The sequence below is a fragment of the Limosilactobacillus urinaemulieris genome (genome assembly GCF_014838745.1).
GTDB lineage: Bacteria > Bacillota > Bacilli > Lactobacillales > Lactobacillaceae > Limosilactobacillus > Limosilactobacillus urinaemulieris.
The window spans coordinates 13,583-27,402 of record NZ_JABUXR010000019.1; the positions used below are offsets into that span (position 1 = coordinate 13,583).

Below are 13,820 nucleotides of genomic sequence, written 5' to 3' on the forward strand. Positions count from 1 at the left end.
AGAAAGGAGATAATTTTGCCTAAAAGCTTGTCAAATCAGAGCTTTGGTGGCATTATATATTTATAATGTGATTAATATGTTAGGAGATAGTAAAGTATGAAGAGAGCTGAACAGCTTGAAAAAACACGACAGTCAATTATGAGAACGGCAACTAAGCTCTTCTTACAAAAAGGCTTCGGTGAAACTTCTACTCGTGATATCGCTAAGCAAGTTGGGATTACTCAACCGGCTCTTTACCACCACTTTAGCGATAAGGAAGTCCTCTATCTAGACGTGATGACTAATTTGAGTAGTAAGGTTCGCAAGGATATCAATAAGGTAATGCGGAAACATAAGCTGACGCCTAACGAACAATTGTGGCAAATTGCGGTTGCGCTGAAAAAGCATCACCCAGTAAGTATTTACGATCAATACCACCAAGCAGTTAGTTTGCTTTCAAGGAGTTCCCAACAAAAATTGAACATGATTCTTGCAATGGATTATCTTCAACCAATTGCTGAGTACTTTAAGCAACCTGAAGTTGAATTGCGCCCTGATATTTTGCCGCAAGAGGCTGCTGAATTGTTCTTAGCAGGTATCTCGCCAATTTTTGGTACTTACCAACCAATCGGCGGGCACAATATTAGTGACGATCAGCGTGATCAATTAATTTTGGACTGCATTATTAGCGGACTCTCAAAAACAAAATAATTAGTTGAGTAACTCTATTGACATTTAATAAATTATCTTATATACTACAAAAGTATGTAATTGTGAGTTCTCATATGAACTTAATGATCTATTGTCCATTAGGTTCAGTAAATAAAACCAAAGGCAGTTTTTAACTGTTTTTGGATTTTTTTTGCTCAAAATTATGATTTTAGTTCATTTGTAACCAAATTGTAATATTTGAACTCACTGAATAAATTAGAGAGGTGAACAGTTTGGCCGGACATTTAGTTAAATACGGTAAGCACCGTACCCGTCGTAGCTACTCCCGAATCAAAGAAGTTCTCGAGTTGCCAAACCTGATTGAAATCCAAACGGACTCATATAACTGGTTCATGGATAAAGGTTTGCGGGAAATGTTTGATGATATTATGCCAATTGATGATTTCCAAGGGAAGTTATCATTGGAATTCGTTGACTATCAACTTTTGGAACCTAAGTATACTGTTGATGAAGCACGTGAACATGATGCAAATTACTCAGCACCACTTCACGTTACTTTGCGTCTTACTAACCATGAGACTGGGGAAATTAAGTCTCAAGATGTTTTCTTTGGTGAATTCCCATTAATGACAGATCAAGGGACCTTCATTATTAATGGTGCTGAACGGGTTATTGTTTCTCAATTAGTTCGGTCACCAGGTGTTTACTATAGTGAAGAAGCTGGCAAGAACGGTCGGCCAAGTTATGGTGCTACCTTTATTCCTAACCGTGGTGCCTGGCTTGAATACGAAACTGATGCTAAGAACATTTCTTACGTTCGAATTGACCGGACTCGTAAGCTGCCAATGACTGAATTAATCCGGGCGCTTGGCTTTGGTTCAGATGATGAAATCATTGATATGTTTGGCGGCAACAGTGAGACCTTATCATTAACTTTGGATAAGGATGTTCATAAGAATGCTGAAGACTCTCGGGTTGAAGAAGCACTCAAAGATATCTACGAACGTCTTCGTCCAGGTGAACCTAAGACTGCCGACTCAGCTCGGAACCTGTTAACTGCACGGTTCTTTGATCCTAAGCGTTATGATATGGCTCCGGTCGGTCGATACAAGACTAACAAGAAGTTAATGTTGAAGTACCGTCTTCTTGGTGAAACCTTAGCTGAAACCCTTGCCGATCCAGATACTGGTGAAGTCCTTGCTCAAAAGGGCGACAAGGTTACTAAGGAAGTATTGAAGAAGTTGGAACCATACTTAGATCGTGATGATTTTAAGATGATTACCTACACTCCTTCTGATGAAGCTGTGGTTACTGAACCAGTAAAGCTTCAAAAAGTTTTGGTTTACTCCCACGAAGATCCAGAACGGGTTGTACCAATTATCGGTAATGGCCACATTCCATTGGAATACAAGCATATTGAACCAGCTGATATTCTTGCCTCATTGAACTACTTCTTCAACTTGCAAGAAGGTATTGGGACAACCGATGATATTGACCACTTAGGTAACCGGCGGATTCGTTCAGTTGGTGAATTATTGCAGAACCAATTCCGGATTGGTTTAGCACGGATGGAACGGGTTGTTCGGGAACGGATGTCAATTCAAGATCCTGACACTGTTACACCACAACAACTGATTAATATTCGGCCAGTTGTTGCCTCAATTCGTGAATTCTTTGGTTCTTCACAATTGTCACAGTTTATGGATCAGACTAACCCACTTGGCGAATTAACTCATAAGCGGCGCCTTTCTGCTCTTGGTCCTGGTGGTTTAACTCGTGATCGGGCCGGATATGAAGTTCGTGATGTGCACTATACTCACTATGGTCGGATGTGCCCAATTGAAACTCCTGAAGGTCCTAACATTGGTTTGATTAACAGTCTTTCATCATATGCTCGTGTTAATAAGTATGGATTCATCGAAACTCCATACCGTCGTGTTTCATGGAAGACCCATAAAGTTACTGATAAGATCGACTACTTAACAGCCGACGAAGAAGATAACTACATCATTGCTCAGGCTAACACGCCTTTGAATGATGATGGTTCATTTGCTCAAGACCAAGTTATGTGTCGTGATAAGGATGATTACATTGAAACGAGCGTTGAGAACGTCGACTACATGGACGTTTCTCCAAAACAAGTTGTCTCCGTTGCTTCCGCATGTATTCCATTCCTTGAAAACGATGACTCTAACCGTGCCTTGATGGGTGCCAACATGCAGCGGCAAGCTGTTCCATTGTTGAACCCACATGCACCATTAGTAAGTACTGGAATTGACTACAAAGCAGCCCATGACTCTGGGGTGGCCATGATTGCTAAGAAGTCAGGGACAGTTGAATATGTTGATGCTCGCGAAGTTCGTGTTCGTGAAGAAGATGGCACTCTTGATACTTACAAGCTGATGAAGTTCCGTCGTTCTAACGGTGGCAAGAACTACAACCAACGTCCAATCGTTAAGGTTGGCGAACATGTAGATGCTGATGACGTTCTTGCTGATGGACCATCAATGGAACAAGGTGAATTAGCCTTAGGTCAAAATCCATTGATTGCCTTCATGACTTGGCAAGGTTACAACTTCGAAGATGCCATCGCAATTAGCGAACGGTTAGTTAAGGATGATGTTTATACATCAATCCATATCGAGTCATACGAATCAGAAGCTCGGGAAACTAAGTTAGGACCTGAAGAAATGACTCGCGAAATTCCTAACGTTGGTGACGATGCACTTAAGGATCTGGACGAAAATGGGATTGTCCGGATTGGTGCTGAAGTTCACGACGGCGATATTTTAGTAGGTAAGGTTACTCCTAAGGGAATGACAGAATTATCTGCTGAAGAACGGTTGCTTCACGCTATCTTTGGTGAAAAGTCACGTGAAGTTCGTGATACTTCTCTCCGTGTTCCTCACGGTGGTGGCGGTATTATCCAAGACGTTAAGGTCTTTACCCGTGAAAATGGGGATGAACTTTCACCAGGTGTTAACACCATGGTTCGGGTTTACATTGCTCAAAAGCGGAAGATCCAAGTCGGTGATAAGATGTCAGGTCGTCACGGTAACAAGGGGACTGTTTCTATCGTTGTTCCTGAAGAAGATATGCCATATATGCCAGATGGTACACCAATCGACATTATGTTAAGTCCAATGGGTGTGCCAAGTCGTATGAACATCGGACAGTTGCTTGAATTGCACTTAGGGATGGCTGCAAAGCGTCTTGGAATTCACATGGCAACACCAGTATTCGATGGTGCTACTGATAAGGATGTTTGGGATGCTGTTAAGGAATCCGGGTTCCCTGAAGACGGTAAGACAATTCTTTATGATGGTCGGACAGGTGAACCATTTGAAAACCGGATTGCCGTTGGTTCAATGCATTACCTTAAGTTAGCCCACATGGTTGACGATAAGATTCACGCTCGTTCTACTGGTCCATACTCACTTGTTACTCAACAGCCATTGGGTGGTAAAGCTCAGTTTGGTGGTCAGCGGTTCGGTGAAATGGAAGTTTGGGCCCTTGAAGCTTACGGTGCTGCTTACACCCTTCAAGAAATCCTTACTTACAAGTCAGATGATACTGTTGGTCGTGTTCGGACTTACGATGCCATTATTAATGGTGAACCAATTCCAAAACCAGGTGTTCCTGAATCATTCCGGGTTCTTGTTAAGGAATTACAGGCATTAGGTCTTGATATGAAGGTTCTTGACGGTAACCAGAATGAAGTTCAATTGAAGAACATGGATGAAGACGATGATGAAGTTGTTAATGTTGATGCTTTAGCTAAGTATGCTGCAAAGCACAATGCTGAAGAAAAGAAAGACGAGACGTCTACCGATAATAAATCAGCTGCAACAACTGATGAACAAGACAAGACTAAGCAAGACTAATTTTACTTAGTGCTGAACGTAAACTACTAAAATAAGGAGGAAAAATCCTTTGATTGATGTCAATAAATTTGAAAGTATGCAGATCGGCCTGGCATCACCAGATAAGATCCGTAGTTGGTCTTATGGGGAAGTTAAGAAGCCCGAAACTATCAATTACCGGACTTTAAAGCCAGAAAAACAAGGTCTGTTTGACGAACGAATCTTTGGCCCAACTAAGGACTATGAATGTGCTTGTGGTAAGTACAAGCGGATTCGCTACAAGGGTCGTGTCTGTGATCGTTGTGGTGTTGAAGTTACTAGTTCAAAGGTTCGTCGTGAACGGATGGGGCACATTGAATTGGCTGCTCCGGTTTCCCATATTTGGTACTTCAAGGGGATTCCAAGTCGGATGGGTCTTGTCTTAGACATGAGTCCACGTTCACTTGAAGAAGTTATTTACTTTGCTTCATACGTTGTTTTGGATCCAGGTGATACTCCACTTGAAAAGAAACAATTGCTTTCTGAAGCAGAATACCGTGATAAGAAGGCTGAATTTGGCGACCGCTTTACTGCTGAAATGGGTGCCGCTGCTATTAAGAAGTTATTAGCAGATGTCGACCTTAATAAGGAAGCTGCCGAATTAAAGGAAGAACTGAAGGAAGCAACTGGTCAAAAGCGGACTCGTGCTATCCGTCGTTTGGATATTTTGGAAGCATTCATCAAGTCTGGTAATAAGCCAGAATGGATGGTTCTTGATGTTATTCCTGTTATGCCACCTGACTTACGGCCAATGGTTCAACTTGAAGGTGGTCGGTTCGCTACTTCTGACTTAAACGATTTATACCGGCGGGTTATTAACCGGAATAACCGTTTAAAGCGTCTTTTGAAGTTGCAAGCACCAGGAATCATTGTTCAAAACGAAAAGCGGATGCTCCAAGAAGCTGTCGATGCTTTGATTGATAATGGTCGTCGGGGTCGTCCCGTTTCAGGTCCTGGTAACCGTCCATTGAAGTCTCTTTCTCACCTTCTGAAGGGTAAGCAAGGACGTTTCCGTCAAAACTTGCTTGGTAAGCGGGTTGATTACTCTGGTCGTTCAGTTATTGATGTTGGTCCATCATTACGAATGAACCAAATGGGACTTCCTGTTCCAATGGCTCTTGAATTATTCAAGCCATTTATCATGCACGAATTAGTTAAGCGTGGTTTATCTGCTAACGTTAAGGCAGCTAAGCGGAAGATTGATCGTCGTGATGATGATGTCTTTGATGTTCTTGAAGATGTTATCAAGGAACACCCAGTTCTTCTTAACCGTGCCCCTACTCTGCACCGGTTAGGTATTCAGGCGTTCGAACCAATTTTGGTTTCTGGAAAGTCAATGCGTCTTCACCCATTGGTATGTACAGCTTACAATGCCGACTTTGATGGGGACCAGATGGCGATCCACGTACCACTTTCAGACGAAGCACAAGCCGAAGCACGGTTGTTAATGCTTGCCGCTTCCCACATTTTAAGTCCTCGTGACGGTGAACCAATCGTTTCTCCATCTCAGGATATGGTTATCGGTAACTACTACATGACCACTGAAGATAAGGGTCGTGAAGGTGAAGGAATGATTTTCAAGGATACCGATGAAGCTGAAATGGCATACCGGAACAATTATGTTTCGCTTCAAACTCGTGTTGGTGTACAAGTTTCAGCATTCCCTGACAAGCCGTTTACTGATGAGCAACGTGGCAAGATCATGGTAACTAGTGTAGGTAAGTTATTATTTAACCGGATTCTTCCTAAAGATTTCAATTACATTAACGAACCTACTGCTGATAACATTACTAAGGGTGTTGATGATCGCTTCTTCCTTGATCCAGGTGAAGATATTAATGAATACCTTGAAAATGCACCACTAGTTCCACCATTCAAGAAGGGCTTCTTGTCTGACTTGATTGCTGAAGTTTACAAGCAATACAAGGTTACTAAGACTTCTCAATTCCTTGACCGGATTAAGGATCTTGGTTACTACGAATCAACAATTTCCGGTTTGACTACTGCAATGTCAGATATTCATGACTTGCCTGAAAAGCCAGAAATTATCAAGAAGGCTCGGAAGCAAGTTGCCTTAGTTACTAAGCAATTCCGTCGTGGTTTGATTACTGACGATGAACGCTATGATCGAGTTATTGGTATCTGGAATGATGCTAAGGATGAAGTTCAAAACAAGCTGATTGAACACATGGACATCCATAACCCAATCAACATGATGTCTGACTCAGGTGCTCGTGGTAACATTTCTAACTTTACTCAGCTTGCCGGAATGCGTGGATTAATGGCATCTCCAAACGGTAAGATTATGGAATTGCCAGTTCTTTCTAACTTCTATGAAGGTTTGTCAGTGCTGGAAATGTTCATTTCTTCTCACGGTGCTCGTAAGGGAATGACCGATACTGCCTTGAAGACTGCCAACTCAGGTTACCTAACTCGGCGGTTAGTTGATGTTGCTCAGGATGTTGTTGTTCGTGAAAAGGACTGTGGTACTGACCGTGGTCTTGAAGTTACTGCAATTACAAACGGTAATGAAATGATCGAACCGCTTTACGACCGGATCATGGGTCGTTACACCATGAAGTCCGTCTTTGATCCAAAGACTGGTGAAAAGATTGTCGGCAAGAACGTTCTCATCGACGAAGCAATGGCACAAAAGATTGTTGATGCGGGTGTTAAGAAGGTTACTATCCGTTCTGCATTTACTTGCAACACTGAACACGGTGTTTGTGAACGATGCTACGGCCGAAATGCAGCTACTGGTGACCGGGTTGAAGCCGGTGAAGCAGTAGGTACTGTTGCCGCTCAATCAATCGGTGAACCGGGTACTCAATTGACCTTGCGGAACTTCCACACTGGTGGTGTTGCCGGTAACGAAGATATTACTCAAGGTCTCCCTCGTGTTCAAGAAATTGTGGAAGCACGTAATCCTAAGGGTCGTGTAACCATTACTGAGGTTACTGGTGAAGTTGAATCAATCGAAGAAAATCCGGCAGAACGGACCAAGGATGTTACTGTTAAGGGTGAAACTGATACCAGGACATACACCTTACCAATTACTGCACGGATGCGGGTTGCTGAAGGTGACTTTATTCACCGTGGAACCGCCCTTAACGAAGGTTCAATTGATCCTAAGGAATTAATTCGCGTTCGTGACGTTCTTTCTACAGAAACTTATCTTCTTGCTGAAGTTCAAAAGGTTTACCGTATGCAGGGGATCGATCTGTTAGATAAGCACGTTGAAATCATGATTCGTCAAATGATGCGGAAGGTTCGTGTCATGGATCCGGGTGACACAGATATGTTGCCAGGACAATTGATGGACATTGGTCAATTCCGTGATGCTAACTACAAGACATTAGTAGCTGGTAATATCCCAGCTACTGCTCGTCCAGTTATCTTAGGAATTACCAAGACTGCCCTTGAAACTAACAGTTTCTTATCAGCTGCTTCATTCCAGGAAACTACTCGTGTTCTGACAGATGCTGCTATTCGTGGTAAGAATGACCCATTAGTTGGTTTGAAGGAAAATGTTATTATCGGTAAGATTATTCCAGCCGGTACTGGTATGAGTACATACCGGAACATTAAGCCAAAGGAAGTTAATGTTGCTGCTTACTCCATCAAGGACTTAGAAGCTAAGATGAAGGAAGAAGACAAACAAAATTAATTTGCTTAATCTATAAAAGAGCTATGACTTGATTGTCATAGCCCTTTTTGCTATTTTAAATATTGAAAATGAGAGAGAAGAACTATAGCTAACAGACTATGGTTTTTTGTTGCTATTGGGAGAAAAAATGTCAAAGAAATATACTATTGAAATTCCATCATCAGCCATGGAAAAAACGGGTTTTACTGCCAACGAACAGCTAGAGTTAAATGTTAACCATAACGAAATCACTATTAGACCTTCACGAGTAATTGACCAACTACCTAAAATTAGGCTATATTGGTATATTTTACCAGCCTTACTTTTAACGATTTGCTTTTTTGTTTTCTGTTACGAACGTCATATGAAAACAGTTCCGATCACCGGTGATTATTCAATTGCTAACGGTGCAACGTTATTAAGTCTGGTAAGTGGTTTGTTTGTTTTTGTAATTAGCTTTATTGTTACAAAATTGCGGAATACTGGGCCAACGAAAAATATTTACTGGCGAAGTTTGCCGACAATTACCATTGCTTGCGGACTAATCATTGCCTTTTCTTTTTCAGCTTTCTTCTGGCTATTAGAAAAGTTATTTACGGATGCACGATTTGATATCTATACTTCGACAACCTTTGTCTTTGTGATCGTTGCTGTGATCAATTACTTAATGATTAATCTTGCACTGACTCTCTCTTCGGCGATCATTACTAACCTATTGACGATAATGATTATTGGTGGAATGCTGTTTTCGATGTTAACCAATTCTACTCGTGATTGGTGGAAATATAACTTTAGTTTTTTAGGAACAGCCAAGAATTCAGCTAATTTACAATTTAACGTGACCCTGATATTTTCGGGATTGTTAATGATGGCGTTAGTTGATTATCTCTTTGTTAACCTACAGCAAAAGTATCCGGGAATTAAAACCCAATTATTACGGTGGCTACTATATGGAGAAGCAGCTTGTATTGCTGCAATTGGGTTATTTCCTAATAATCCTAAATTCCACATCCTTCATGATCGAATTTCAATGTGGCTAGTTTATATTATGTTAATTTTAATTGTTGCTATTCGCTGGATCCTTCCAGAAGTTACTAAGCAATTCTTGGTTACTTCTTATGTAATTGGGGCAGTGATGGGAGCGGAGTATATAATTTTTAAGCTAGCTAATTATTTATCACTAACGGCTTTTGAGCTGATTGAGTTTGCCCTTTCATTCTCGTGATTATTACTATTACTGCAAAATATTGAAAACCTTGCTCAATATGGTGAGCGGCTATTTCTTGTTAAAATCAAAAACAGCTCTGCAGAAGAAGAAACACTAGTAGGAACAGAAAAGCAGCCTCAGGATGAAGCCAAGCGCTAATCCTGGAATAAGGGGCAGCTTGCTGTTCCTTTTTATTAGGGCTGGAATTAGTGTTAGTAGACAACCGATCAAGATAATTTGTGTTGTTAATTCCCAGACCCCAATCAAGTCGGTTACGAGAATGAATTCAATATCGCCCGTTCCCAGCCCCCTTCGTAATATGCTGTAATCCAAAAAGGAAGAGTCCCATTATAACTAATTCAACCATGAGTTTACCGATTGAAAATGATTGGCGTGGTAGAACGAGAAGAAGTGGAAACAACCCAATTAATGCAACTGGGTAGATTACCTGGCTAATAAAATCGGTTGTTGAAAGGTATAAAAGTGTAAGAATGACAATGGTAAAGATCAGATTATGGGACCAGGAGGAAGAGAATGTTTTAACCGTGATAAGAATCACCGTGAGTTCTGATATTGGGAAAAATGCTGAAATCCGTGCGTCACACCAATGGCAACGCCCGCGTTGAATAATGAAGCCCAGGATTGGAATAAGCTGCCACCAACTGAGGGGATGATGGCAAAAATCACAAACGGAATGTTTGGGCGACCAGGGTAATTGATTATTAAGTTGTCGTTGACCGCAGAGGGTAACAAAGGAGCCCAAGGTAGTAAGAATGGTGCAATTAATAAACATAAAGAACAATAATATCATCTCCAGAAACTTTCTCTATAGATCCATAACGTAAAAACAACGAAATGATCCTTAGAAAAGTTAGCAAGACTTCGTTGACATTAGTAGAAGACCGTGATAGTCTATTAAAGGTGCTTTTTATAGCAACGTCGGTGTCTGTCGTTGGGCAGACTTTGCGTCAACGAAGGCACATAATGTTAATAGCATCCAAGCACTTTTTTTATTCGTAAAAAAGAACCACCTGGATGTGTGGACTTAAAACTAGGAAGGGGAAAAATTATGCCAACCATTAACCAATTGGTACGTAAAGGTCGGAAGAGCCACAAGGGCAAGTCAAAGTCACCAGCTCTTGGATATGTTTACAACACATTTAAGAAGGAAGAAGTTAAGACTCCATCACCACAAAAGCGTGGGGTTGCTACCCGTGTCGGTACTATGACACCTAAGAAGCCTAACTCAGCTTTGCGGAAGTACGCCCGTGTACGTCTTTCAAACTTGATTGAAGTTACTGCTTACATCCCTGGTATTGGTCACAACCTCCAAGAACACTCTGTTGTTTTAATTCGTGGTGGTCGTGTTAAGGATTTGCCTGGGGTTCGTTACCACATCGTTCGTGGTACTCTTGATACTGCTGGTGTTGAAGGACGGATGCAATCACGTTCTAAGTACGGTACCAAGAAGCCTAAGGACAAGAAGTAAAATATTAGGAGGGATTAAGTAATGCCACGTAAAGGACATGTACAAAAGCGTGAAATTTTACCAGATCCAATGTACAACTCAAAGTTGGTTACCAGCTTGATTGACCACTTGATGATCGATGGTAAGCGCGGAACTGCTACTAAGATTTTGTATGCAGCATTTGATGAAATTAAGAATGAAACAGGCAACAACCCTGTAGAAGTTTTCGAACAAGCTATGGAAAACGTTATGCCTGTTCTTGAAGTTAAGGCTCGTCGTGTTGGTGGTTCAAACTACCAAGTTCCAATCGAAGTTCGTCCAGAACGTCGGACCACTTTAGGTCTTCGTTGGATTGTTCAATACGCACGGTTGCGTGGTGAACACACAATGGTTGAACGTCTTGCACGTGAAATCATCGATGCTTCAAACAACACTGGTGCCTCAGTTAAGAAGCGTGAAGATACTCACCGTATGGCTGAAGCCAACCGTGCTTTCGCACACTACCGCTGGTAATCACTGCGAATTGAAACCGGTTGTCTAACCAGTTACAATATAGGGGTGACGTAGATTATTTGAATAACCGTCATCCCTTTTTCTAAATAAAGTTTAATTTTTTGAAATAACCATATTCTGGAAGGAGATACACTTTTAAGATGGCTAACAAACGTGAATACCCTCTTGACAAGACTCGTAACATCGGTATCATGGCCCACATCGATGCCGGTAAGACGACTGCCACTGAACGGATTCTTTACTACACTGGTAAGATTCACAAGATTGGTGAAACCCACGATGGTGCTTCACAAATGGACTGGATGGATGAAGAAAAGGAACGTGGTATCACTATCACTTCCGCAGCCACTACTGCCGTTTGGAAGGATTACCGGATTAACATTATTGATACCCCAGGACACGTGGACTTCACTGTCGAAGTTGAACGTGCACTTCGGGTTCTTGATGGTGCCGTAACTGTTCTTGATGCCCAAGCCGGTGTTGAACCACAAACCGAAACTGTTTGGCGTCAAGCTGATGACTTTAACGTTCCACGGATTGTGTTTGCTAACAAGATGGACAAAGTTGGTGCTAACTTTGATTACTCAGTTCAAACTATTAAGGACCGGTTGAACGTTACTCCATTGCCAATCCAAATGCCAATTGGTGCCGAAGATACTTTCTCCGGTGTTGTTGACCTAGTTAAGATGGTTGCTTATGTTTATGACGAAGATAAGCTTGGTACTAACTGGGACACTGTTGATATTCCTGATGACATGAAGGAAGAAGCGCAAAAGCGTCACGATGCCTTGATCGAAACTCTAGCTGACATTGATGACAACATCATGGAAAAGTACCTTGAAGGTGACGAAATTTCCGTTGACGAAATTAAGGCTGCTATTCGTAAGGGTACTTTGGAACAAAAACTCTTCCCTGTATTAGCTGGTTCAGCTTACAAGGATAAGGGTATCCAAATGATGCTTGATGCTGTTATTGATTACTTACCATCACCACTTGATGTTAAGCCATTTGTTGCTCACGATGCTGATGGTAATGAAGTTGAATTGACTGCCGGTGATAACAAGCCATTCGCTGCTTTGGCATTTAAGATTGCTACAGACCCATTCGTTGGTCGTTTGACATTCTTACGGGTTTACACTGGTTCACTTCAATCTGGTTCATACGTTCTTAACGCAACTAAGGACAAGCGTGAACGGATTGGTCGTTTGCTTCAAATGCACTCTAACCAACAACACGAAATTCCAGAAGTATTCTCTGGTGATATTGCCGCTGCTATTGGTTTGAAGAACACCACTACTGGTGATTCATTGACAGATCCTGATCACCCACTTCAACTTGAATCAATGGACTTCCCTGACCCAGTTATTCAAGTTTCTGTTGAACCTAAGTCTAAGGCTGACCAAGATAAGATGGACAAGGGTCTCCAAAAGTTAGCTGAAGAAGATCCAACCTTTAAGGCTGAAACCAACCCAGAAACTGGTGAAACTTTGATCGCCGGAATGGGTGAACTTCACTTGGACATCATTGTTGAACGTCTTCGTCGTGAATTCCACGCCGAGGTTACTGTTGGTAAGCCACAAGTTTCTTACCGTGAAGCATTTACTAAGAAGGTATCTGCACAAGGTAAGTTCGTTCGTCAATCTGGTGGTAAAGGTCAATACGGTGATGTATGGATCGAATTTACACCACTTGAAGAAGGTAAGGGCTTTGAATTCGAAGATGCCATCGTTGGTGGTGTTGTTCCTCGTGAATTCATTCCTGCCGTTGAACAAGGTTTGAAGGAAGCTATGCAAAACGGTGTATTAGCAGGTTACCCACTTGTTGATATGCACGCTAAGCTTTACGATGGTAGTTACCACGAGGTCGACTCTAGTGAAGCCGCCTTCAAGGTTGCTGCATCACTTGCATTGAAGAACGCTGCTAAGAAAGCAGATCCAGTTATCCTTGAACCTATTATGAAGGTTGATATCGTTGTTCCTGAAGAAAACATGGGTGACGTTATGGGTCAAGTTACTGCTCGTCGTGGTACCATTGATGGTATGGAAGAACGTGGTAACGCTCAACAAATCCACTCATTTGTTCCACTTTCAGAAATGTTCGGCTATGCTACTGCCCTTCGTTCTGCTACCCAGGGTCGTGGTACCTTCACTATGACTTTCGATCACTACTCAGCTGTTCCTAAGGCAGTTCAAGAAAAGATCATTAAGGAAAGCGGCAATAACTAATCATTACTGTTAATTAGCCTTAGAAAGGGCTTGAAGACGAATTAGTCTTCAAGCTCTTTTCTTATTCTTTGAATAAAAACGAATTATGGGTATCTGTCAACTGGTATTGATGGATATCGATACCACTCACAGAAATGTGGGTGGTATTTTTTTATACAAAAAGACAATCAATTCTTAAAAAGAAAAATTTTTGATTGGCAAAACCATA

General features: G+C 41.6%; 7 protein-coding genes and 1 pseudogene. 7 read left to right on the forward strand and 1 reads right to left on the reverse strand.

What is annotated here, in order from left to right; all coding sequences use genetic code 11:
• Positions 1-96 precede the first annotated feature (96 nt).
• The 4 genes and pseudogenes from HUK45_RS08130 to HUK45_RS08145 all read left to right on the forward strand — a co-directional run bounded on the left by HUK45_RS08130 (position 97) and on the right by HUK45_RS08145 (position 9,565).
• Entirely contained in the window at positions 97-690 is a 594-nt protein-coding gene (locus tag HUK45_RS08130) for a TetR/AcrR family transcriptional regulator (RefSeq protein ID WP_191911912.1), read from the forward strand.
• A gap of 224 nt (positions 691-914) precedes the next feature.
• Positions 915-4,535, forward strand: a complete 3,621-nt coding sequence (gene rpoB, locus HUK45_RS08135) for a DNA-directed RNA polymerase subunit beta (protein ID WP_191911913.1) — start codon at positions 915-917, stop codon at positions 4,533-4,535.
• 49 nt (positions 4,536-4,584) lie between these two features.
• On the forward strand, positions 4,585-8,220 hold the full coding sequence (gene rpoC, locus HUK45_RS08140; RefSeq protein ID WP_191911914.1) for a DNA-directed RNA polymerase subunit beta': 3,636 nt from the start codon (positions 4,585-4,587) through the stop codon (positions 8,218-8,220).
• Positions 8,221-8,347: 127 nt separating this feature from the next.
• Positions 8,348-9,565 (forward strand): annotated as a pseudogene (locus HUK45_RS08145) (DUF998 domain-containing protein).
• 127 nt (positions 9,566-9,692) lie between these two features.
• On the opposite strand, the gene HUK45_RS09820 reads toward HUK45_RS08145, so the two are convergent.
• Complete coding sequence (locus tag HUK45_RS09820; RefSeq protein WP_413230829.1) at positions 9,693-10,217, reverse strand: prepilin peptidase; 525 nt, start codon at positions 10,215-10,217, stop codon at positions 9,693-9,695.
• Between the two features lie 258 nt (positions 10,218-10,475).
• On the opposite strand from HUK45_RS09820, the gene rpsL reads away from it, so the two are divergent.
• The 3 genes from rpsL to fusA all read left to right on the forward strand — a co-directional run bounded on the left by rpsL (position 10,476) and on the right by fusA (position 13,612).
• Positions 10,476-10,895 (forward strand): 30S ribosomal protein S12, encoded by a 420-nt coding sequence (rpsL, locus tag HUK45_RS08155; RefSeq protein ID WP_040530789.1) that lies wholly within the window; start codon positions 10,476-10,478, stop codon positions 10,893-10,895.
• A gap of 21 nt (positions 10,896-10,916) precedes the next feature.
• Positions 10,917-11,387, forward strand: coding sequence for a 30S ribosomal protein S7 (gene rpsG / locus HUK45_RS08160; RefSeq protein ID WP_003716646.1), 471 nt, complete (start codon positions 10,917-10,919; stop codon positions 11,385-11,387).
• A 140-nt stretch (positions 11,388-11,527) separates the two neighbouring features.
• The gene (gene fusA / locus HUK45_RS08165; RefSeq protein WP_102168790.1) at positions 11,528-13,612 is read left to right on the forward strand and encodes an elongation factor G; all 2,085 of its coding nucleotides are present in this window, start codon (positions 11,528-11,530) and stop codon (positions 13,610-13,612) included.
• Positions 13,613-13,820: the final 208 nt, after the last annotated feature.